This window comes from Streptomyces sp. NPDC002809, from assembly GCF_040295435.1.
In the GTDB taxonomy this organism is placed as follows: domain Bacteria; phylum Actinomycetota; class Actinomycetes; order Streptomycetales; family Streptomycetaceae; genus Streptomyces.
Genome location: NZ_JBEOVJ010000005.1, coordinates 18909 through 42143, shown reverse-complemented (window position 1 = coordinate 42143; position 23235 = coordinate 18909). Strand labels below are relative to the sequence as shown.

At 71.9% G+C, this 23235-nt stretch carries 17 protein-coding genes; 8 read left to right on the top strand and 9 right to left on the bottom strand.

The window, feature by feature from the left end; translation table 11 throughout:
* Positions 1-14 precede the first annotated feature (14 nt).
* The 4 genes from ABT025_RS04855 to ABT025_RS04840 form a co-directional block, all read right to left on the bottom strand.
* A complete protein-coding gene (locus ABT025_RS04855; RefSeq protein WP_350989906.1) occupies positions 15-1040 on the bottom strand; it encodes a cation diffusion facilitator family transporter in 1026 nt (341 codons plus the stop codon).
* 38 nt (positions 1041-1078) lie between these two features.
* Complete coding sequence (locus ABT025_RS04850; RefSeq protein WP_350989904.1) at positions 1079-1969, bottom strand: acyl-CoA thioesterase; 891 nt, start codon at positions 1967-1969, stop codon at positions 1079-1081.
* An 18-nt stretch (positions 1970-1987) separates the two neighbouring features.
* Positions 1988-3145, bottom strand: coding sequence for an acyl-CoA dehydrogenase family protein (locus tag ABT025_RS04845; protein ID WP_350989902.1), 1158 nt, complete (start codon positions 3143-3145; stop codon positions 1988-1990).
* A gap of 362 nt (positions 3146-3507) precedes the next feature.
* Positions 3508-4266: a TetR/AcrR family transcriptional regulator gene (locus ABT025_RS04840; RefSeq protein ID WP_350989900.1), complete on the bottom strand. Its 759-nt coding sequence runs from the start codon at positions 4264-4266 to the stop codon at positions 3508-3510.
* A 146-nt stretch (positions 4267-4412) separates the two neighbouring features.
* Here ABT025_RS04840 and ABT025_RS04835 point away from each other — a divergent pair, with 146 nt between their 5' ends.
* Together ABT025_RS04835 and ABT025_RS04830 are read left to right on the top strand one after the other, a co-directional pair.
* Positions 4413-5009: an NADPH-dependent FMN reductase gene (locus ABT025_RS04835; protein ID WP_350989898.1), complete on the top strand. Its 597-nt coding sequence runs from the start codon at positions 4413-4415 to the stop codon at positions 5007-5009.
* 28 nt (positions 5010-5037) lie between these two features.
* Positions 5038-6552 (top strand): MDR family MFS transporter, encoded by a 1515-nt coding sequence (locus ABT025_RS04830; protein ID WP_350989896.1) that lies wholly within the window; start codon positions 5038-5040, stop codon positions 6550-6552.
* Positions 6553-6646: 94 nt separating this feature from the next.
* On the opposite strand, the gene ABT025_RS04825 is transcribed toward ABT025_RS04830, so the two are convergent.
* The 3 genes from ABT025_RS04825 to ABT025_RS04815 form a co-directional block, all read right to left on the bottom strand.
* Positions 6647-7135 (bottom strand): MarR family winged helix-turn-helix transcriptional regulator, encoded by a 489-nt coding sequence (locus tag ABT025_RS04825; protein WP_350989894.1) that lies wholly within the window; start codon positions 7133-7135, stop codon positions 6647-6649.
* 57 nt (positions 7136-7192) lie between these two features.
* The gene (locus ABT025_RS04820; RefSeq protein ID WP_350989892.1) at positions 7193-8152 is read right to left on the bottom strand and encodes an SDR family NAD(P)-dependent oxidoreductase; all 960 of its coding nucleotides are present in this window, start codon (positions 8150-8152) and stop codon (positions 7193-7195) included.
* Between the two features lie 122 nt (positions 8153-8274).
* Entirely contained in the window at positions 8275-9756 is a 1482-nt protein-coding gene (locus tag ABT025_RS04815; protein ID WP_350989890.1) for a PucR family transcriptional regulator ligand-binding domain-containing protein, read from the bottom strand.
* Between the two features lie 175 nt (positions 9757-9931).
* On the opposite strand from ABT025_RS04815, the gene speB reads away from it, so the two are divergent.
* From speB to ABT025_RS04790, 5 genes are all read left to right on the top strand, one after another.
* Positions 9932-10900 carry an agmatinase gene (gene speB, locus ABT025_RS04810; RefSeq protein ID WP_350989888.1) on the top strand — a complete coding sequence of 323 codons (969 nt, stop codon included), beginning with the start codon at positions 9932-9934 and terminating at the stop codon, positions 10898-10900.
* A complete protein-coding gene (locus tag ABT025_RS04805; RefSeq protein ID WP_350989886.1) occupies positions 10897-12582 on the top strand; it encodes a thiamine pyrophosphate-binding protein in 1686 nt (561 codons plus the stop codon). Before speB ends, ABT025_RS04805 begins: the two co-directional genes overlap by 4 nt.
* A gap of 239 nt (positions 12583-12821) precedes the next feature.
* Positions 12822-16559 carry an ABC transporter ATP-binding protein gene (locus ABT025_RS04800; RefSeq protein ID WP_350989884.1) on the top strand — a complete coding sequence of 1246 codons (3738 nt, stop codon included), beginning with the start codon at positions 12822-12824 and terminating at the stop codon, positions 16557-16559.
* 291 nt (positions 16560-16850) lie between these two features.
* Positions 16851-17294 carry a hypothetical protein gene (locus tag ABT025_RS04795; protein WP_350989882.1) on the top strand — a complete coding sequence of 148 codons (444 nt, stop codon included), beginning with the start codon at positions 16851-16853 and terminating at the stop codon, positions 17292-17294.
* A 100-nt stretch (positions 17295-17394) separates the two neighbouring features.
* A complete protein-coding gene (locus ABT025_RS04790) occupies positions 17395-18861 on the top strand; it encodes a S28 family serine protease (protein ID WP_350989880.1) in 1467 nt (488 codons plus the stop codon).
* A gap of 119 nt (positions 18862-18980) precedes the next feature.
* Here the strand turns inward: ABT025_RS04790 and ABT025_RS04785 are convergent, their stop codons facing one another.
* Positions 18981-20834, bottom strand: coding sequence for a glycoside hydrolase family 3 protein (locus tag ABT025_RS04785; protein WP_350989878.1), 1854 nt, complete (start codon positions 20832-20834; stop codon positions 18981-18983).
* Between the two features lie 152 nt (positions 20835-20986).
* Positions 20987-21895 (bottom strand): LysR family transcriptional regulator, encoded by a 909-nt coding sequence (locus ABT025_RS04780; RefSeq protein WP_350990192.1) that lies wholly within the window; start codon positions 21893-21895, stop codon positions 20987-20989.
* Between the two features lie 134 nt (positions 21896-22029).
* Between ABT025_RS04780 and ABT025_RS04775 the strand changes: the two genes are divergently transcribed.
* Positions 22030-22965: an EamA family transporter gene (locus tag ABT025_RS04775; protein WP_350989876.1), complete on the top strand. Its 936-nt coding sequence runs from the start codon at positions 22030-22032 to the stop codon at positions 22963-22965.
* The last annotated feature ends 270 nt before the right edge of the window (positions 22966-23235 follow it).

Genomic DNA, 23235 nt, shown 5'->3' with positions numbered 1-23235 from the left:
CACCCGAAAGCCTCTCAGACCCCGGCCGCCGGGGGAGATCCGGCGGCCCGGGCCCGGCGCCGCTGCTCCAGACCCGGCGTCGGGTCCAGGTACACCCGCCGGATCGACGGATACCGCTCCCGCAGCTGCTGCTCCGCCTCCTCGCAGGCCCATTCGACCTGCTCGGCACTGGCCACGTCGCGGAAGTCGACCTTCGCGGCGATCAGGATCTCGGTCGGCCCCTGGATGAGCGTGGTCAGTTCCAGTACGTCGATGATGTGCGGCACCGAGAGCAGCTCCTCGCGCACCCCCGCCCGCATCGACTGCGGAATCGGCCGTCCGATCAGCAGCTGGGCGTTGGACCGGCCGAGCACCCAGGCCACGTACACGAGCAGCGCACCGATCAGGATCGACGCGACACCGTCCCAGACGCCGGAGCCCGACAGCTGACCCCCGAGCAGCCCGCCCGCGGCCAGCAGCAGACCCGCCAGCGCAGCGGAGTCCTCCATCACGACGGCCTTGACCGCGGTGTCCGGGGTGAGCCGGAAGTAGCGCGTGGCGGGGGTGTTCAGCCGGACGGCCTCCCGGCGCACCTGCCGAAGCCCGGTGCGCAGCGAGTAGCCCTCCAGCAGGAAGGCCACGGCGAGCACGATGTACGAGACGAGGGGGTCGCCGAGATCCTCGCCCGCGACCAGGGTGTGGATGCCGTCGTAGATCGAGAAGACGGCGCCGCCGACGAACGTGGCGACGGAGGCGAGCATCGCCCAGATGTACCGCTCGGGGCCGTAGCCCAGCGGGTGTTCCTCGTCGGCGGGCTTCTCGCTGCGCTTGAGCGCGGTGAGCAGCAGCACCTCGGTGACGGTGTCGGCGACCGAGTGGGCCGCCTCGGAGAGCATCGCGCTCGATCCGCTGATCAGTCCCGCGACGGCCTTCGCCACGGCGATGCCGAGGTTGGCGACCGCCGCGACGATGACGGTGAACGTGGACTCGCCGCCGTTCGCCGCACCTGACCCGGCACCGGACCCCCCGCCATCAGCCCCATCGGCTTTCGCGTCACTCATGGTGGGGAGTATGTCCGAATCGACGGGGTGCGGCCCGTTCAGTCCTTCCGGGGGACCCGGACGACGCCCTCCTGGATGACGGTGATCGCCAGCCGGCCGTCCTGGGTGTGGATACGGGCCTGGCCGAGACCGCGCCCGCCCGACGCGGACGGTGACTCCTGGTCGTACAGCAGCCATTCGTCGGCCCGGAAGGGCCGGTGGAACCACATCGCGTGGTCCAGGCTCGCCCCCACCACGTCGCCGACCGCCCAGCCGCCGCGCCCGTGGGCGAGGAGCACCGAGTCGAGCAGCGTCATGTCGGAGACGTACGTCGCCATGCAGACGTGCAGCAACGGGTCGTCCGCCAGTTTGCCGTTGGTGCGGAACCACACCTGCGAGCGGGGCTCGCGCGGCTCCCCGACCGTGCCGAACGGCGGGGCGTCCACGTACCGCAGGTCGACCGCGGCCCGTGCCTCGACCAGCCGGTCCACGACGTCGGGGCTGCTGAACCGGTCCGCGTACCGCGGCAGCATCTCGGCCGCGGTGGGCAGCGTCTCGGGATCCGGCGCGGACGGCATGTCCGCCTGGTGCTCCAGCCCCTCCTCGTACGTCTGGAAGGACGCCGAGAGGTGGAAGATCGGCTGCCCGTGCTGGACGGCGACGACCCGGCGGGTGGTGAAGGAGCGGCCGTCCCTGATGCGGTCGACGCTGTAGACGATCGGCGCGCCCGGGTCCCCCGCCCGCAGGAAGTACGCGTGCAGGGAGTGGGCGGGCCGGTCCGCGGGGACGGTCCGGCCCGCGGCGACGAGCGCCTGGGCCGCGACCTGTCCACCGAAGACGCGGGGCACGATCGCCGAACGGCTGGTGCCCCGGAAGATGTCCTGCTCGATCTGCTCCAGGTCGAGGAGATCGAGCAGATCGAGCAGGGCGGCGTCTGGTGCTGAGCTCATGGAGAGAACGTAGCCGCTCTACAGACCCATGGACTTGGCGATGATCGACTTCATGACCTCGCTGGTGCCGCCGTAGATGCGGTTGACCCGGTTGTCCGCGTAGAGGCGGGCGATCGGGTACTCGTTCATGAAGCCGTAGCCGCCGTGCAGCTGGAGGCAGCGGTCGATCACGCGGTGCGCGACCTCGGTGCAGAACAGCTTCGCGGATGCGGCCTCGGCGGCGGTCAGCTCACCGGCGTCCAGCGCCTCCAGCGCGCGGTCGGCGACGGCCTGGGCCGCGTCCACCTCGGCCTGGCAGGCGGCCAGTTCGAACTTGGTGTTCTGGAACGAGGCGACGGTCTTGCCGAAGACCGTGCGGTCCTGCACGTACTCCTTGGCGAACCGGACGGCGGCCGCGGCCTGGGCGTACGCGCCGAAGGCGATGCCCCAGCGCTCGGAGGCCAGGTTGGTGCCGAGGTAGCCGAAGCCCTTGTTCTCCTCGCCGAGGAGGTCCTCGACCGGGACCTTCACGTCGACGAACGCCAGCTCGGCCGTGTCGGAGACGCGCAGACCCAGCTTGTCGAGCTTGCGGCCGATCGAGTAGCCCGCGGACTTGGTGTCGACGGCGAAGAGGGAGATGCCGAAGCGGCGGTCGTCCTCGCGCGGGGCGGAGGTGCGGGCGCAGACGATCACACGGTCGGCGTGCACGCCGCCGGTGATGAAGGTCTTGGAGCCGTTGAGGACGTAGTGCGTGCCGTCCTCGGAGAGCTTGGCGGTGGTCTTCATGCCCGCGACGTCGGAGCCGGTGCCCGGCTCGGTCATCGCGAGGGCCCACATCTCCTCGCCGGTGGTGAACTTCGGCAGCCAGCGCTTCTTCTGCTCGTCGGTGGCGAGCATCTTGATGTACGGGAGGCCCAGCAGCGTGTGCACGCCGGAGCCGCCGAAGGAGACGCCCGCGCGGGCGGTCTCCTCGTAGATGATCGCTTCGTACTTGTGCGAGTCGATGCCCGCGCCGTCGTACTCCTCGTCCACCGTGATGCCGAAGACGCCCAGCTCACCGAGCTTCAGGTAGAAGTCGCGCGGCGCCTGGCCGGCCGCGAACCAGTCGTCGTACACGGGTACGACCTCGGCCGCGATGAAGGCCCGGATGGTCTCCCGGAACGCGTCGTGGTCCTCGTTGAATACCGTACGGCGCACGGGGTGCCTCCCTGGTCGGCTTCGCTCGGCTTGGCTAAGCGCTTGCTCAGCCTTGGGTAAAAGTTACCCGGCGGTCACCGGAGCTGTCCAGGGTGATGCTGAGCACGCCGACGGGGAGGGCGTCGATGCCGTGCTCGGTGCTCGGCCTCCAGGTGCCGGATGTCGTTCGCGGGGATAAGGGGATAGGGGCCCCGGGTGTCGGAAGCTGCTCGCGGGATGGGGTTCCGGGCGGCGGGTGTCGTTCGCGGGGACGGCGGCCCCGGTCGTCGGCGGCCGTTCGCGGGGCTGGGGCCTCCGGTTGGTGGACGCCGTTCGCCGGGTCCGCCCCCTCGGGTGCCGGAGGGGCGTTCCCGGGTGCCGCGTCAGATGCCGAACCGGGCGGCGATCCCGTCGAGCACGCAGTCGAGACCCGTCTCGAATGCCCAGGTCGCGTCGTCCTTGCGGGTCGCCCGCAGCCCGTAGCGCCGGTACGTGGGGTAGCGGCCGGTCTCCATCAGGTACATCATCTGCGGCGCCAGGCCGAGCCGTGTCTCGTCGCCGGACGACCAGCCCGCAGACTCCGTCCACTCCTTCAGGGCCACTTCCGACTGTCCGGCGCCGTGCGCGAAGGCGCTGACGGTGCGGAACGCGACCATCATCGCGTCCTCGTCGAGTCCGAGTCCGTCGAGCGCCGCCAGCTGCCGTTCGGCGATGGCCAGCCGGCCGGGCGTGAGCACGAAGAGGTGGGTGGGCAGCTGCCCCACCCACGGATGCCGCAGCATCGTGTCCCGGGTCAGCAGGCCGAAGGCGCGCAGCACCTCGCGCCACTCGGTCACCTCGTCGGGGATCCGCATCTCCGCGGCGACCCGCTCGGCCATCAGCGCCCACAGGTCGTCCTTGCCGGAGACGTGCCGGTAGGCGGCCATGGGGGCGACGCCGAGTTCCGTGGCGAGCCGGCGCATGGTGACGGCCGCGAACCCGTCCGCGTCGGCGATCTCCACGGCGACGGCCCCGATCCGCTCCAGGGTGAGCGAGGCACGGGGCGCGGCCGCCGGCTGCTCCAGGCGCTGCCAGAGGGAGGTGTCGGGCCCCGCCCCGCCGGCCTTGCCGCCTTTGCCGCTGTCCTTCTTCTGGTCGGCCACGGACGGGCTCCTCGCGGTGGGCGGTGGGCGGTGGATGGTCGACAGTCAGCGTACAGCGTATCTCTGAGTAGACGCTGTACACACTGGCGTGTACGTTGTACGCGTCGAGATACGCAGTACACATTCACCGATCCCAGGGGGATCCCATGCCCGGCACCCGCCCGCAGCTCCGCGTCGCCGTCGTCATCGGCAGCACCCGCGAGGGCCGATTCGCACCCGTCGTCACCCAGTGGCTGAAGGGGCACCTGGCCCAGCGCGACGACATGACCGTGGATGTCGTCGACTTCGCCGAGACCCCGCTGCCCACGGTCTTCCCCGCGTTCGGTCAGCCGCCCGCACCCGGTACCGAGGAGGCCCTCGCCCTGGTGTCTCCGCGCCTCGCGGCAGCCGACGCGTTCGTCTTCGTCACGCCGGAGTACAACCACAGCTTTCCCGCGTCCCTGAAGAACGCCATCGACTGGCACAACGAGCAGTGGCACGCCAAGCCGATCGCCTTCGTCTCCTACGGCGGCCTCTCCGGCGGCCTGCGCGCCGTGGAACAGCTCCGCGTGGTGATGGCCGAGCTGAACGCCACGACCATCCGCAACACGGTCAGCTTCCACAACGCCTACGGCCGGTTCGGCGCGGACGGCACCGTCGACGACGTCCAGGTCGACGCCGCGGCCAAGGCGCTGCTGGACCAGCTCGCCTGGTGGGCGCACGCACTGCGGGACGCCAGGGCCGTTGCCCCGTACGCGGCCTGACGAACCATCACCGAACCGGGGAAAAGCCATGAGCCAGGACACGAAGGACACGCACGACCGGCCGGAACCGGAGGCCGCCCCGCCACCAGCCGAGGAAGGCGGAGGCCCATCGAAACTCGTTCTCTTCGGCCTTCTCCTCGGCCTGATGCTCGGCCTGCTCGACGGCACGATCGTCGGCACCGCCCTGCCCACGATCGTCGGCGACCTGGGCGGCCTCGACCACCTGTCGTGGGTGGTGACGGCCTACCTGCTCACCGCCTCCCTCTCCACCCCCATCTGGGGCAAGCTCGGCGACCTGTACGGGCGCAAAGGCAGCTTCATCTGGTCGGTCACGGTGTTCCTCGCCGGATCCGTACTCTCCGGACTGGCCCAGGACATGGGCCAGCTCATCGCCTTCCGTGCCGTGCAGGGACTGGGAGCGGGCGGACTCATGGTCGGCGCGCTCTCCATCATCGGAGTCATGCTGCCGCCCTCCCAGGCGGGACGTTCGCAGGCGATGATCGGGGGCATGATGCCCGTCGCCCTGGTCGGCGGGCCGCTGCTCGGCGGCTTCCTCACCGACCAGCTGAACTGGCGCTGGGTCTTCTACGTCAACATCCCGATCGGCGCCCTCACCCTTCTCATCATCGGGCTGTGCCTGCACCTGCGCACCGAGCGGGTGAAGGCGCAGATCGACTACGCGGGCGCCGGCCTGCTCTGCGCCGCGATCCTGGCGCTCACCCTGCTGGGCAGCTGGGGCGGTACGACGTACGCCTGGTCGTCACCGCAGATCATCGGCCTCGGCGTGACGGGCGCCGTCACCCTTGTCTGGTTCGCCCGGGTCGAGCGCCGCGCCGCCGAACCGATCATCCCGCCCCGCCTGTTCGCCGACCGCAACTTCACGATCGCCCAGGTGCTCACGTTCCTGACGGGCGCCGCCATGCTCGGGGCGTCCGCCTATCTGCCGCTGTACATGCAGTTCGTACGAGGCGCGTCCTCGACGGCCAGCGGCATGCTGCTGCTTCCGCTGATGGCGGGGATGTTCGGCGCACAGCTCCTGCTCGGCAAGCTCCTCGCGGCCGGCGGCCGCTACCGCCGCTACCCCATCCTCGGCGGCGCACTGACGGTCGCGGGCGCGCTCGCGCTGCTGACGACGACCACCACCACCCCCACGGCGGTGACCTCCGCGCTGACGCTCGTCCTGGGCGTGGGCATGGGCCTGCTGATGCAGAGCACGCTGCTCGTCACCATCAACAGCGCGACGCCGCGCGACATGGGCGCCGCGACGGGAACCGCCACCCTCGTCCGTACGATCGGCAGCTCACTGGGCATCGCGGTGCTCGGCGCCGTGTACACGAGCCGGCTCCACGCGGCCGGAATGCCGGAGGGCGGTACGGCCTGGACGCCCGAGGCGGTACGCGGCATGCCGGACGTGGTCCGGGACGCGGTAAGGACAGCGGTCACCGAGGGCCTGCACGGGGTGCTGCTGGGCGCGGCGCTGCTCGGGGCCGTGATCTTCCTGGTGGCCTGGCTGATGCGGGAGGTGCCGTTGCGGGGTAAGTGACCGGGGCCGGGGCTCCGCCACCCGGCCGTTCCGCAGCAGGGCCGTCCGGCAGTGGGTCGCGGTTCCGCCACCGGCCCGGCCCGCGGCCGGTCGGTCAGTTCCCGGCACCCTCCACGTTGGCGATCACCCTGCGCAGCACCTTGAGCGCTGCCACGTACTCCTCGTCACTGATGCCGTCATGGACCACGGCGCGCAGCCCGGTCACCAGCTCGCGCACCCGCACCCGGGCAGCCTCTCCGGTATCGGTGAGGCACAGGAGCTGTCCGGCGTCGACCGAGAGCCAGCCACGGTGGACCAACTGGTCCACGGCCCGTGCGATCTCGTGTGGCCCGTCAGCGAGAGGGGTCAGCTGACCGACGACCTCCTCGCGGCACGGCGCCGCGGGCCCGCCGTTCACGCGGTTCAACACCCAGTACTGCGGCTGCGTGACGTCGATCGCGGCCATGGCGTCACGCAGATGCCGGGTGACAGCTGCATGGGCGAGGCCACTCCAGTAACCGATGGGCTGGGTGGCCAGTGCGTCGTCGGTGGCGGTCGGATCGGCCGGGGCCTGGTCGGTGGTGGTACCGGTCGGCGGTCTCATGAGGGCGACGCTACCCGCCGTACGCGCCGGGGCTGTCGGATCCCGGGCAGCCCCTCCTCAGCGGGCCGCCGCGAAGGCGTCGACGCCCGTGAAGCCGGCCGACAACGCCCAAAGCCGAGCGGCCTGTTCGGGGTCGACCGCGTGGGCGTGCACGCCGCCCTCCGCGCCGTCGGAGGCCGGCTCGGCGATGTCGCAGTCCTCGCAGTACACGCCGCCCATGCCCGCCAGTTGAGGTGAGACCGCCGCCCAGACATGCGTTGCCGCACCCTGCGCGGGCGTCTTGAAGGTGGGGTCGGTCGGGGTTCCGTGTTCGTCGATCCAGCCCGCGTCGACCATGTCCGCCTTCGCCAGGTGGCGTTGGAGCGGAGTGAGGATGCTGCCGGGATGCACCGCGAATGCGCGAACTCCGGCGTCGCGGCCGAGTGCATCGAGGTGCACGGCGAACAGCACGTTCGCCGCCTTGGCCTGCCCGTACGCCTCCCATCGGTCGTAGCCGCGCTCGAAGTGCACGTCGTCCCAGCGCATACCCATGCCGTGGGCCCCGGAGGACACGGCGACCACGCGCGCGCCGCCGCGGGCGACGGCCGGCCAGAGATGGTTGATCAGCGCGTAGTGACCGAGATGATTGGTGGCGAACTGCGCCTCCCACCCCGGACCGACCCGCGTCTCGGGGCAGGCCATGATCCCCGCGTTGTTGATCACGATGTCGACGTCGCGCCCCGAGGCCAGGAACCGCTCGGCGAAACCGCGCACGCTTTCGAGGTCGGCCAGGTCGAGATCGTCGACCTCCACGCCGTCGACGCCCGCGACCGCCTCCTGGGCGACCGCCCGTCGCCGGGCGGGGACGATGACGCGAGCTCCGGCGGCCGCCAGGGCACGGGTCGCCTCCAGGCCGAGACCCGAGTAGCCGCCGGTGACGATCGCGGTGCTGCCGGACAGGTCGATGCCGCTCAGGACGTCGCCCGCGGTGCTGCGGGCGCCGAAGCCGGATCCGATCTTGTGCTGAGGTGTTGTCATGAGGGGGACGCTAGGTGTTGAACTGCGCTCTAACGCAAGGGCAGTTGGCGGCGAACGTCCGGCGTTCCGCCCATGAGGGCGACGGGGAGCCGCGGGGGCGTCCGTGCCGCCGCCGTGCGAGGTCACTCCTGCCGAAGGGCGAGCCACAACTCCGTACGTACGTCCATGTCGTCCAGGTCCACCCCCAGCAACACCCCGCACCGCGCGATGCGTTGGCGGACGGTGTTGCGGTGGACGGACAGGGCCACCGCCGTACGGTCCCAGCTGCCGTTCAGGGAGAGCCAGCAGCGCAGGGTCTCGGCGAGCGGCGCGGTGAGCGGGGCGAGGAGGGCGCGGGCATGTGCGGCCGCCGGGCCGGGCGGGAGCAGGGCGGCGAGGCCGGAGACCGGCTCGTCCGCCGCCAGCGGGGTGCGGGTCGCCTCCGCGCGGCCGAGTGCGCGCGCGGCCTGGGTGTCGGCGGTGTCCAGGGCGTCGGCAGGGGCGAGGGCCGAGACCCCGAGCGTCCATCCCGGCTGCGGGGTGACCGGGGCGCCGCCGGGGACCAGGACCCGTACCGCCCCGGCGCCCCGGCCCGCGTCCACGAGCGCCGATCCCAGGGCCGCACCGAGCGCTCCCGCCGCGAGCGGGTCCACCGCTTCGCCGCCGCTGCGGCGCGCGTGCACCACCGTCCACCGCCCGTCGCCGCCCAGCAGCGGCGCGACCCCGGCCGGGTCTGCACCGAGGAGCAGCCGGACCAGCGCCGCCGAGCGGTTCGCCGCGTCGGCGCCCTGGTGCGGGGCGGTCAGCAGGGAGAGCAGGACGACGGCGACCCCGGCGACGGTGTGGTCGCCCGGCTCGCGGTGGTCCGTGGCCAGGGTCAGGGCGAGCCCCTGCCCGCCGCCCAGTGCGTACGCGGACAGGTGGGCGGGGCCCAGGGTGTCGGTGGCCGAGGTGGGGGCGGGGGCCGGGTGGACGGCGGGGGAGACCACCCGGGAGAGCCTGGCCAGCGCCGCCCGGACCTCGGGTGCCGGCTGCCGGCCCGCCGCGTGCAGTTCCTCGCCGTCGGCCGTCAGCAGGGCCGCCCGCCCCGACAGCCGGACCGCCAGCTGGTGCAGCACCGCGGGAATCGGGTCCGGCCGGGCCGCCGCCGTCGCCAGGGCCTGCTGGGCCCGGGTCACCCGGCGCAGTTCGCGGTGGCGGGCCTCGGCCATCAGCCCCCACACCGCCCGCGCGATCGCGGTGAACGGGGTCCCGGGTCCCACCTCCACCAGCGGCAGCCCGTGCCGGTCGCACGCCGCGACCAGCTCCGGCGGAACCGTGTCGTGGACCGGGCGCACCCCGAAACCGAGCGCCGCGGCCCCGGCCTCCACCAGCCGGGCCACATAGGTGTCCGGGTCCGTGAGCAGCACCCCGGCGCTCAGCAGCAGCTCGCCGCCGAGCAGATACGGATACGGGTCCGCCATCTCCGAGGTGTGCACCCACAACAGCTGGGCGTCGGCCGGCCCCGCGATCCTGCGGAGCCCGAGCTCCTCCAGGGCCAGCAGCGCGGCCAGCGGAACGGGCGGGGTGGGCGGCCCGGCGGGGTGGCCGGGCGGGGCGGGCGGTCCCGGGGGGACATCGGACATGGACGTTTCATCCGTTCGATGGGGTAAGAATGGATGAAACATACACTTCAGGGTTGCTGCCCCGACGCCTAGCGTCGTCAGCGGACCCGTGCGCGTGCTTCCGTGCCGTCGTGGGGGATCCGGCACACTCGAAACAGCGCGTCGCCGAAGGAACCGAAGGAAAGGCCCCCACCCCATGAGCAGCAACGACACGCCGCGCGGCCCCGTCGACTCCTCCCGCGTCCCGCGGTACGCCGGGCCCGCGACGTTCGCCCGGCTGCCCCGCCTCGACGAGGTCGGCACGACGGACGTCGCCGTCGTCGGTGTGCCCTTCGACTCGGGCGTCTCCTACCGCCCCGGCGCCCGCTTCGGCGGCAACGCGATCCGGGAGGCCTCGCGGCTGCTGCGGCCCTACAACCCGGCACAGGACGCCTCGCCGTTCGCCCTCGCGCAGGTCGCCGACGCCGGGGACATCGCCGCGAACCCCTTCAACATCAACGAGGCCGTCGAGACCATCGAGGCCGCGGCCGACGACCTGCTCGGAACCGGCGCCCGCCTGATGACGCTCGGCGGCGACCACACCATCGCGCTGCCGCTGCTGCGCTCCGTCGCCAAGAAGCACGGCCCCGTCGCGCTGCTCCACTTCGACGCGCACCTCGACACCTGGGACACCTACTTCGGCGCCGAGTACACCCACGGCACCCCGTTCCGCCGGGCCGTCGAGGAAGGCATCCTCGACACGTCCGCGCTCTCCCACGTCGGCACCCGCGGCCCCCTGTACGGCAAGCAGGACCTCACCGACGACGCCAAGATGGGCTTCGGCATCGTCACCTCCGCCGACGTGATGCGACGCGGCGTCGACGAGATCGCCGACCAGCTCCGGCAGCGCATCGGCGACCGGCCGCTCTACATCTCCATCGACATCGACGTGCTGGACCCGGCACACGCCCCCGGCACCGGCACCCCCGAGGCAGGCGGCCTCACCTCCCGCGAGCTGCTGGAGATCGTGCGCGGGCTGTCCTCCTGCAACCTGGTCTCCGCCGACCTGGTCGAGGTGGCCCCCGCGTACGATCACGCCGAGATCACCTCCGTCGCCGCCTCGCACACCGCGTACGAGCTGACGACGATCATGACCCGGCAGATTGCGGAGGCCCGCCAGAAGTGAGCCACGACCACCACGACGAGCGGCCCGAGCTCACCCCCGGGCAGATCGCTGCCGCGCTGAACCCACCGCCCGGGCGCAACGGCGGCGACCTCGTCGTCGAGACCCTCCAGGGTCTCGGTGCGACCACCGTCTTCGGCCTGCCCGGGCAGCACGCGCTGGGCATGTTCGACGCGCTGCGCCGCTCGTCCCTCACCTACGTCGGCCTGCGCGTCGAGAACAACGCGGGCTTCGCCGCCGACGCCTACGGGCGCATCACCGGCGAGGTCGCCCCGCTGCTCCTGTCCACCGGACCGGGTGCCCTCACCTCGCTCGCCGCACTCCAGGAGGCGGCGTCCGCCTCCGCCCCCGTGCTGGCGATCTCCAGCCAGATCCCGACCGCGGGCCTGGGCGGCGGCCGCCACGGCTACCTGCACGAGCTGCGTGACCAGAAGGCGTCGTTCCGCGACATCGTGAAGTCCGTGCACACCGTCCGTACCGCCTCGCAGATCCCGTCCGCGATCGCCGCCGCCTGGGAGTCCGCGCTCACGGCCCCGCACGGCCCGGTCTGGATCGAGATCCCGCAGGACGTGCTCATCACCGCCACGACGCTGCCCGTCGTGACCGCGATGGACGCCACCCCGCGCGAGGTGCACGCCCGCCCCGAGCTCATCGCGGTGGCGGCCCACCTGCTGTCGAACGCCGAGCGTCCGGCGATCATCGCGGGCGGCGGAGTCGTACGCTCCGACGCGTCCGGCAAGCTGCGCGCCCTCGCGGAGAAGGTGGGCGCCCCCGTCGTCACCACCTACGGCGGCAAGGGCGCCTTCCCGTGGGAGCACCCGCTCTCGCTCCAGTCCTGGATCGAGGACCGGCACACGACGGACTTCCTGGAGGACGCCGACGTCCTGCTCGTCGTCGGCTCCGGCCTCGGTGAGCTCTCCTCGAACTACTACACCTTCGCCCCGCGCGGCCGGGTCGTGCAGATCGAGGCCGACGCCGGGAAGCTGGAGTCCAACCACCCGGCCCTCGGCATCCACGCCGACGCCCGCGACGCGCTGTCCGACCTCCTCGAAGCGGTCACCCCGCGCGAGGACCCGGCCGCCGCCGAGCGCGTCACAGCGGTGCTCGGCCGGGTACGGGACCGGATCGCCGCCCAGGAACTCACCCTCGAACAGCACCTCGTCGCCGGGATCCGGACAGCCCTGCCCGACACGTCCCCCAGTTTCTGGGACATGACGATCCTCGGCTACTGGGCCTGGGCAGCCTTCGACGCCCGACACCCCAACACCATGCACTCCGCCCAGGGCTCCGGCGGCCTCGGCTACGCCTTTCCCGCGGCCATCGGTGCGGCCGCCGCCGACGTGACGAAGCCGGTCCTCGCGGTCTCGGGCGACGGCGGCGCGATGTACTCGATCGCGGAACTCGCCACCGCCCGTCAGTACGACCTCCCGGTCACCTGGCTGATCATCGACGACGGCGGCTACGGCATCCTGCGCGAGTACATGACCGATGCGTTCGGCGAGACCAGCGCGACGGAACTGTCCCGCCCGGACTTCGTCGCCCTCGCCGAGTCCTTCGGCGTCCCCGCGGTCCGTACGAGCCCGGAGACGATCGCCGACGACCTGGCCGATGCGATCGCGAAGCCCGGCCCCTCGGTCGTCGTGCTCCCGGCGCTGCTCAGGATGTTCGAGCCGACGCACCTGTAGGACGCCGCCGCACCGCGTCCGGGACCGTCGGTGAACGCCGCGCCCGTCCGGGCGGTCGACGCCGGGCCCCATGGCGTTCACCGCCCGGCACCTGCCACTCCCCGGCCGCCCGCGGGCCCACTTCGGCGGGCGGGCCGCAGGACCTACGACGAAGGTCCCGTATTTGTTGCGGCGGGATGAAATCCGCAGTCCACCGCGTTGGTGCCTTCCGTCGGAGCAGGTCGATCGGGAGGCACCGGGTGTCGGACGCAGGGGAGCAAGGGAGCGACGGGCAGCCGGGCGGCTGGGCGCGGAGGCTGTGCGGTTACGCCTGGCGCTACCGGCGCAACGTGCTGCTCGCCCTCGGTTCGTCGCTCGCCGGAATGGCGGTGATGGCCCTCGTCCCCCTGGTCACCAAGGTGATCATCGACGACGTGGTCGTCGGCCACACCCGGTCCCTGGCCGTCTGGACCGGACTGCTGATCGTCGCGGCCGCGCTCGTGTACGTCTCCACCTTCATCCGCCGCTACTACGGTGGCCGGCTCGCCCTCGACGTCCAGCACGACCTGCGGACCGAGATGTACGGGACGATCACCCGCCTCGACGGCAGGCGCCAGGACGAGCTCTCCACCGGGCAGGTCGTCGGCCGTGCCACCAGCGACCTCCAGCTGATCCAGAGCCTGCTGTTCATGCTCCCGATGACCATCGGGAACGTGCTGCTCTTCCTCATCTCCCTGGTGATCATGGCGTGGCTCTCGCCACTGCTGACCCTCATCGCCGTCGCCGTCGCCCCCGCCCTCTGGTTCATCGCCCGCCGCTCCCGCTCGCGGCTCTTCCCCGCCACCTGGTACGCCCAGTCGCAGGCCGCCGCCGTCGCCGGAGTCGTCGACGGTGCCGTCTCCGGCGTCCGCGTCGTCAAGGGCTTCGGGCAGGAGGAGCAGGAGACCGGCAAGCTGCGCGAGGTCGGGCGCAGGCTCTTCGCGGGCCGGCTGCGCACCATCCGCCTGAACTCCCGCTACACCCCCGCCCTCCAGGCCGTCCCCGCCCTCGGCCAGGTCGCCATGCTGGCCCTCGGCGGCTGGCTCGCCACCCGCGGCGAGATCACGCTGGGTACGTTCGTCGCGTTCTCCACCTACCTCGCCCAGCTCGTCGGCCCGGTCCGGATGCTCGCCATGGTCCTCACCGTGGGCCAGCAGGCCCGCGCCGGTGTGGAGCGCGTACTCGAACTGATCGACACGGAGCCGTCACTCCAGGACGGCACCAAGGAGCTCCCCGCCGACGCCCCCGCCAGCGTCGAGTTCGACGACGTGCGCTTCGGATACGACGAGTCGCGCCCCGTCCTCGACGGCTTCTCGCTGACCATCGAGCCCGGCGAGACCGTCGCCGTGGTCGGCGCGTCCGGCAGCGGCAAGTCCACCGTCTCGCTGCTGCTGCCCCGCTTCTACGACGTGACGCACGGTGCCGTGCTCGTCGGCGGACACGACGTGCGCGAACTGACCCTCGACTCGCTGCGGGCCGCCGTCGGACTCGTACCGGAGGACAGCTTCCTGTTCTCCGACACCATCCGCGCCAACATCGCCTACGGGCTCCCCGGCGCCACCGACGAACAGATCGAGCAGGCCGCCCGCTCCGCCCAGGCCGACCGGTTCATCGCCGAGCTGCCCGCCGGCTACGACACCAAGGTCGGCGAGCACGGGCTCACCCTCTCCGGCGGCCAGCGTCAGCGCGTCGCCCTCGCCCGCGCCATCCTCACCGACCCCCGGCTGCTCCTCCTCGACGACGCCACCTCCGCCGTCGACGCCCGCGTCGAGCACGAGATCCACGAGGCGCTGCGACAGGTCATGGCCGGCCGCACGACCCTGCTGATAGCCCACCGCCGCTCCACCCTCAACCTCGCGGACCGGATCGCCGTCCTGGAGGACGGCCGGCTCGCCGACATCGGCACCCACGAGGAGCTGGAGCGCCGCTCCGCGCTCTACCGGCGCCTCCTCACCGACCCGGACGAGCTGGGCGGCACCTCGCCCGGCCATCAGGCAGCCACCGTCACGGACCCCGCCGACGACCGCGCACTCCAGGAGGAGCTCGACGCCGAGTTCGACGCCGAGCGCGGCATCACCCCCGAGCTGTGGGTCCGCAAGGAGGAGGAGCGCGAGACCGACGCGGCCGGCACACCCGCCACCCCCGAGCTCCTCGCCCAGGTCGAGGCCCTGCCCCCGGCGACCGACACCCCGGACATCGACGAGGCCCGCGCCGTGCACGCCGAGGAGTCCTACGGGCTCCGCCGGCTGCTGCGCGGCTTCGGGCTGCCGCTGCTGGTGAGCCTGGCGCTGGTGGCCGTGGACGCCGGGGCGGGCCTGCTCCTGCCGGTGCTGATCAGGAACGGCATCGACGAGGGAGTCACCCAGCTGGCGCTCGGCGCGGTCTGGACCGCCTCGGCCTTCGGCCTGGTGGTCGTGCTCGTGCAGTGGGCCGCCCAGATCGGCGAGACGCGGATGACGGGCCGCACCGGCGAGCGGGTGCTCTACTCGCTGCGGCTGAAGATCTTCGCGCAGCTCCAGCGTCTCGGCCTGGACTACTACGAGCGTGAACTGACCGGCCGGATCATGACCCGGATGACGACCGACGTGGACGCCCTGTCCACGTTCCTCCAGACCGGTCTGGTCACGGCCTTCGTCTCCGTCGTCACGTTCTTCGGCATCATGGTCGCGCTGCTGGTCCTCGACGTGGAGCTGGCCCTGGTCGTCTTCGCGACCCTGCCGGTCCTCGTCGTCGGGACGTTCTTCTTCCGCCGCAAGAGCGTCAAGGCGTACGAGCTGGCCCGTGAGCGCATCGGCGTCGTCAACGCCGACCTCCAGGAGTCCGTCTCCGGTCTCCGCATCGTGCAGGCCTTCCGCCGCGAGCAGGACGGCGCCGACCGGTTCGCCGCGCGCAGCGACCACTACCGCGAGGCCCGGGTCCGCGGCCAGTGGCTGATCTCCGTGTACTTCCCGTTCGTGCAGCTGCTGTCGGCGGTGGCCGCCGCCGCGGTGCTGATCGTCGGCGCGGGCCGGGTCGACAACGGCACGCTCACCACCGGTGCGCTGGTCGCCTACCTGCTCTACATCGACCTGTTCTTCGCGCCCGTGCAGCAGCTCTCGCAGGTCTTCGACGGCTACCAGCAGGCCACCGTCTCCCTCGGCCGCATCCAGGAACTCCTCCAGGAGCCGGCGTCCACCACCGACCGGAACGAACCGCTGGACGTGCTGTCGCTGCGCGGCGAGATCGCGTTCGAGGACGTGTCCTTCGCGTACGGCGGCGAAGAGGCCGCGCTCACCGGCATCGACCTGCACATCCCGGCCGGGCAGACGGTCGCGTTCGTCGGGGAGACCGGCGCGGGCAAGTCCACCCTCGTCAAGCTCGTCGCCCGTTTCTACGACCCGACGGGCGGCCGGGTCACCGCGGACGGCACCGACCTGCGCGACCTCGGCCTCACCGCGTACCGGCACCGGCTCGGGGTCGTGCCGCAGGAGGCGTACCTCTTCGCCGGCACGGTGCGTGACGCCATCGCGTACGGGCGTCCGGACGCCACCGACGCCGAGGTGGAGGCGGCGGCCCGGGCGGTCGGCGCGCACGACATGATCGCCACCCTGGACGACGGCTACCTCCACGAGGTCGCCGAACGGGGCCGCAACCTCTCGGCAGGCCAGCGCCAGCTGATCGCGCTCGCCCGCGCCGAGCTCGTCGACCCGGACATCCTGCTGCTCGACGAGGCCACCGCGTCCCTGGACCTCGCCAGCGAGGCGCTGGTCAACCAGGCGACCGACCGCCTCGCGGGCCGGCGCACCACCCTCGTCGTCGCCCACCGCCTCACCACCGCAGCCCGCGCCGACCGGGTCGTGGTGATGGACCACGGCCGGGTCGTCGAGGACGGCACCCACGACGAACTCCTCGCCCGGGACGGGCACTACGCCGTGCTGTGGCGCACCTTCATAGGGGAGGACGAGCCCGCCGGGGTGTGACGGGTCACCCCGGTGCGGCGGGGGTGCGGGCATCGCGCCACGCGCGGGCTGCCCCGCTCCCGGGCGCCGGGGTTCCGTCCTCGACCGCCGGACGGGCTCGGTCGTGAGAAGACGCCCCGGAGGGGCGCCATCCCCCATCCCGCACATTCCGCGTCCCACGAGGAACCCGCGCCCACATCAAGCCCGTCCGGCGATCGAGGACGGAACCTTCGCCCCGGGCAACCGCAGAAGGCAGCCCCGCGTCGTACACAGACACACGTGTGTGCGCTCATGTGTCGGGTAGGGGCATGGATGTTCGGCGAGGCGATGGGGCTGCTGGTGACCAGAGGGACCGAAGGAAGCGGCGATCGCACAGGACGCGGGGTCCCGCCCCGCCTGCTCGCCCTCGCGCTGACGACCGCCCTCGCGCTCGTCGTCGGCGGCGTGGAGGCGAGCAGCGCCGACGCCGCCTCGGTGTGTGCCGGACGGCCCGCCAAGACGGTGAAGTTCGCGACGGGAGAGCTGCGCGTCTACCGGACGCGCGGCTACGCCTGCGCCACCGCCGTCGCGGCGAAGCCCGGCAAGCGCCGCCGGATGTCCGTACAGATCCAGGCCCGTGGCGGCCGGCCCGTCGTCGACAGCGGCGGCTTCACCCAGCTGGCAGGACCGGTGACCGTCCACGCGCTGAACCGGTGTGTCCGGGCCTCGGGCACTGTCGCGGGGAAGACCGGAACCACGGACTGGATCCTGTGCTGACCGGGTGACGCGAGCGCATGCCCCGGCAACAGGGGCTGGTGGTGCAGGTATTGCCCCGCTAGGTTCACGACGTCTGTTGTGAATCATGGGGAGGGTGTAAATGCGTAAGGCGCTCAGAGGGTTCCTGTCGCTCGCGGTGCTCATCGGCACAGTGAGTGCGACGGGCGCTTCGGCCACCGCCGCGGAACCGGCCGCGGTTCGTACCGCCGTCAGTGACAGCGGTACGAGCACGGACATCAAGGACCGCATCCTGGCCATCCCGGGAATGAGTCTCATCGAGGAGAAGCCGGCCGCGGGATACCGCTACTTCGTCCTCAACTACACCCAGCCGGTGGACCACCGGCACCCGTCCAAGGGAACGTTCCAGCAGCGCATCACGCTGCTGCACAAGGACACCTCCCGCCCGACGGTCTTCTACACCAGCGGCTACAACGTCTCCACCAATCCCGGCCGCTCGGAGCCGACGCGGATCATCGACGGCAACCAGGTCTCGCTGGAGTACCGGTTCTTCACCCCGTCGCGCCCGTCGCCCGCCGACTGGTCCAAGCTCGACATCTGGCAGGCCGCCAGTGACCAGCACCGGGTCTTCACCGCGCTGAAGCGCATCTACTCCAAGAACTGGCTGACCACCGGCGGTTCCAAGGGCGGCATGACCGCCACGTACTTCGAGCGCTTCTACCCGAAGGACATGGACGGCGTCGTCGCGTACGTCGCTCCCAACGACGTGGTGAACAAGGAGGACTCGGCATACGACCGGTTCTTCGCGAACGTCGGTACCAAGGAGTGCCGCGACCGGCTGGAGGGCGTGCAGCGCGAGGCGCTGGTCCGCCGGGAGCCGCTGGAGCAGAAGTACGCGCAGTACGCCGCCGACAACGGCTACACCTTCACCACCGTCGGCACCCTCGACAAGGCCTACGAGGCCGTCGTCATGGACTACGTCTGGGCGTACTGGCAGTACAGCCTGCTCGCCGACTGCGACACCATCCCGGCCGACGCCGGGACCGCCACCGACCAGGCGATCTGGGACTCGATCGACTCGATCTCCGGGTTCTCCGCCTACGCGGACCAGGGCCTGTCGAACTACACGCCGTACTACTACCAGGCCGGCACCCAGCTCGGCTCGCCCGACATCGAGCAGCCCTGGCTCGGCGGGCTCAGCCGCTACGGCTACCAGCCGCCGCGCAACTTCGTGCCGAGCTCCATCCCGATGAAGTTCCAGCCCTCGGTGATGCGCGACGTCGACACCTGGGTGAAGAACCACGCCAGCCACATGCTGTACGTGTACGGGGAGAACGACCCGTGGGGCGCGGAGCGCTTCCGGCTCGGCAAGGGCGCCCGTGACAGCTACGTCTTCACGGTGCCCGGCGGCAACCACGGCTCGAACGTCGCCGGTCTGGCCCCCGCGGAGAACGCCACGGCCACCGCGGCGATCCTGCGCTGGGCGGGCGTAGCCCCGGCCGCCGTCCAGGCGGACCCGGCGAAGGCCAAGCCGCTCGCGAAGTTCGACGCACGGCTCGACAAGAAGGACCTGACGACCGAGCACCGGCTCGGCACCAGGCGCCCGTAGCGGAACCCCGCACCGGCGGCCGGCCCGTTGAGGGGCCGCCGCCGGCGCGGGAACCTGCCGGGCCGTGTCCGCGAAGCCCCGCCCGCCCTCCGGGCGTACGGCGACTTCGCGGACACCGCCTAGTACGTCAGCCCGTAGCCCACCGGGTACAGCACCTGCGCGGGATCGTCCGCGCGCTGCACCGGCACCGGCAGCGTCCCCTGCGGCTCGGCCCGGCCCGCGATCACCCGGGCGGCCGCCCGTAGTTCGACATCGGTCCAGGAGTACGAGGCCAGGCTCGCCGCGTATCCGGTCCCGGCCAGCCGGGCGATGTCGTACGGGTTGCGGATCGCGACCGTGATCACCGGGACACCGGTCGCCGCCAGTTCGGTCACCAGGGTCCGCTGCGAACTGGTCGCCGTGACGTTGTACGTCCCCACGACCACCGCGTCCTTGCCCTGCGCGGCCGCCACCGCCGCGTCGATGGCCGCCCTGGTCGGGGCGGTGCCGGTGGACAGGGCCGTGGCCGTGTACCCCAGCTCGTTGAACGCCTCGGCGAGGGTGGTGGTCGGCGGCCCCGTCGTACCGGACGGTGAGGCCGGATCGGCGCCCACCACCAGCAGGTTCTTGTGGGAGCGGCGCGAAAGCGGCAGCAGCGCACCGGGGTTGTCGAGCAGCGTGGTGGTGTGCTCGGCGATGCGGTCGGCGGCGGCGAGGTGCGACCGGGTGCCGACGGTACGGTCCACGCCCCGGTGGGTGACGAACGGGTCGTCGAACAGACCCAGCTTCGTCTTCAGCCGCAGAATGCGCAGGATCGATTCGTCGAGGCGGGCCTCGCTGACCTCGCCGCCCTTCACGGCGGCCAGGAGGGCGTTCCAGGACACCTCGAGGCTCGGCGGGTTGAGCAGCTGGTCGACGCCCGCCTGCAGGGCGAGCACCGGGACCCGTTCGTCGCCGTACTTCGTCCGTACGCCCTCCATGCCGAGCGAGTCGGTGACCACGACGCCGTCGTAGCCGAGCTCCTCGCGCAGGATGCCGGTGAGGATGGGCTTGGACAGGGTCGCCGGGTCCTCCGCCGGGTCGAGCGCGGGCACCACGATGTGCGCCGTCATGATCGAGTCGATGCCCGCGGCGATCGCCGCCCGGAACGGCGGCTCGTCCAGCTCGGCCCACTGCTCGCGGGTGTGGGTGATCACCGGCAGGCCGGTGTGGCTGTCGGTGCTGGTGTCGCCGTGGCCGGGGAAGTGCTTGGCCGTGGAGGCGATCCCGGAGCTCTGGTACCCCTTCACCTGGGCCGCGACCATCCCGGCCACCGACTGCGGGTCGGAGCCGAAGGAACGGACGCCGATCACCGGGTTGGCCGGGTTGACGTTGACGTCCGCGTCCGGGGCGTAGTTCTGCCGGATGCCGATCGCCGCCAGTTCGGCGCCCGCGATCTGCCCGGCCCGCCGCGCGTCGGAGCGTGAACCGCCCGCGCCCAGCGCCATCGCGCCCGGCATCAGCGTGGCGGGCTCGCCGACCCGGCACACGATGCCGTGCTCCTGGTCGGTGGAGATGAGGAGCGGCAGGGCGTTGGTGCCCGCCAGGCCGGCCCGCTGGATGCCGTTGGAGAGATCGGCGATCTGGTGCGGGTCACGGGTGTTGTGCGCCCACGCGAAGTAGATGATGCCGCCCACGTGGTACTTGGCGATCATCTCGGCGGCGGTGCGCACCCCGATCTCGGCGAGGTTGGCGTCGATGTCCGCCTGGTCGGGCTCGGTCGCGGAGTGTCCGTAGACCCGCATGACGAAGAGCTGGCCGACCTTCTCCTCCAGGCTCATCCGGGAGATGAGCCGCTTCAGCCGCCGAGTCGTGGCGGCGGAGGTGTGGCTGCTGCTGCTTGCGGACTTCTGGGCGGCGACGGCGCCGGGGGCGACTGCCATACCCGCAGCCGCCGCGACAGCGGTGGCTGCGGTGGCGGTGAGGAGGGTGCGTCTGGAGGTGCGGTCGTGCACGTGAGCTCCTTCGGCCGTACTCGGTGACGAGAGGTGGTGAAAGCAACTGTGCTGAAAGAAACTTCCAAGGATCACGGATATCCAGAAAATAACTTCCGGTCAAGGGTCCGGACCATTTTGAGCGCGTCCCGGCACAGGGCGAACCGCCCCGGCTAACGCAGCCCCACGCCCGCCCCGTGCGCCTGAAGTGCCGAGACGGCCGCCGTGATCGCCGGGCGCCTGGCCGCCTCCGTGCGCCACAGCGCGTACAGCCGCCGCACCGGTACGGGATCGATCCGCACCGCCACCACTCCGTCCGGCAGCGGCCCGCGGCCCAGCCGGGGGATCATCGCGACGCCGAGACCGGCCGCGAGCAGGGCGAGTTGGGTGTGGTTCTCCTCGGCCTGGTGGCGGATGTCCGGCTCGTAGCCCGCCGTGCGCAGCGTCCGTACGAGCCAGTCGTGGCAGACCGTCCCCGGCGGCTGGCAGATCCACCGCTCCTTCGCCAGCTCCTCGCGGCGCACCCCGTCCCGGCCCGCGAGCCGGTGGCCCGCCGGCACCAGCAGGTCGCAGCGGTCGTCCCCGATCACCGCCTGAGCCACACCCTCCGGGGCGGGCAGCGGGGCGATGTCCCAGTCGTGCGCGACGGCCAGATCGATCACGCCCTTGGCCACGAGGTCGACGGAGAGGTGCGGGTCGACCTCCGTCAGGCGCACGTCCACCGACGGGTGCTCGCGGTCCAGCTCGGCCAGCACCCCGGGCAGCAGCCCGCGCGCCGCGGAAGCGAAGGCGCCGATCGACAGCCGCCCCGTCGGCAGCCCCCTGCGCTCCTCCAGCGAGGTCTCGGCGCGCTCCACGATCGCCAGCAACTCCTGTGCGGTTGCAGCCAGGCGGACCGCCTCCTCGGTCAGCGCGACACCCCGGCCGCGGCGTTCCAGCAGCGTCGTGCGGGTCTCCCGCTCCAGCTTGGTGATCTGCTGCGAGACCGCCGACGGGGTGTAGCCGAGCGCGGCGGCGGCGCCCGCGACCGAGCCGTGGACGGAGATGGCGTGCAGCGCGCGCAGCCGGGCGAGATCGAGCACCGGAGCCTCCGGGGTTCCATTGGCGCATGAGCCGTTGATCCGTCGGTCCATGCGCCATTCATTAGCAACGCTCAATTCCACCATGAAGAAATCCGCGCTGGTGCTACATGGTCCGCGCACGCGATCCTCGGTGCATGCGTCCCCTCCACATCGCCCTGGCCGTCCTGGTGGCCGCCCTCTGGGGTGTCAACTTCGTCGTCATCGAGCTCGGGCTCGACCACTTCCCGCCGCTGCTCTTCTCCGCCCTGCGCTTCCTGGTCGCGGCGCTGCCCGCGGTCTTCTTCGTCGGCCGGCCGAAGGTCGCCTGGAAGTGGATCGTGGGGGTGGGGCTGGCGCTGGGCGTGGCCAAGTTCGGCTTGCTGTTCATCGGCATGGACCGGGGGGCGGGCGCCGGACTCTCCTCCCTGGTCCTTCAGGTGCAGGCGGTCTTCACCGCGATCTTCGCGGCGCTCGTGCTGGGTGAACGTCCGGGAAAAGTACGGGTGTTGGGGATGGCGGTGGCCCTCGCCGGTATCGGTGTGGCGGCCGTCGACGAGGGGGCGAGCGGGCCCGTGCTCGCGTTCGTCCTGGTGATCGCGGCGGCCGCCTGCTGGGGTGTGTCGAACGTCCTGACCCGCAAGGCCGCTCCGCCCGACTCGCTCAACTTCATGGTCTGGGTCTCGACCGTGCCCGTCCTGCCGCTGCTCGGGCTCTCCCTGCTCTTCGAGGGCTGGGACCGCGACCGGGACGCGCTCGCCGCGCTCGACTGGAGCGGCGCCGGAATCATCGTCTATGTCGCCTGGGTCGTCACGATCTTCGGCTTCGGGGCGTGGGGCTTCCTGCTGAGCCGCTACCAGGCCTCGTCCGTGGCCCCGTTCACCCTGCTCGTGCCGGTCTTCGGGATGTCGTCGGCCGCGCTGCTGCTCGACGAGTCGGTGAGCCCGCTGCGGTGGTGCGCGGCCGCGCTGCTGGTCGGCGGGGTGGCCCTGACCTCGCTCGCGGGGGCGCGGCGGGCCCGGGTCGCTGCGCCGGGGACGCACGATCCGGCCCCCGCGGGTGGGCAGCCGGAATGCGTCGGAAACATGCCGTAGGCCGTCGGCGCCGGCTGTCCGGGGCAATGGGGTGGGGTGCTGCGACCGCCCCCGTTCCGAGGATCCTCCGATGAGTCGCAGCGTGTGTCGTCCGGGCGCTTCTTCCCTGGTCACGTAATCGTGATGCGCTGGCCCGAGTTCTGACTGTGTGCACCGCACGGGTGGCTGGAGATGTTCTGTGACGGCGAACCCGGACCGTCTGCCATCGAAGCCGGACCGTGGATCCGTCCGGCAGCGCAGCCTCGACGGCACCGAACAGCCCACGTCTCC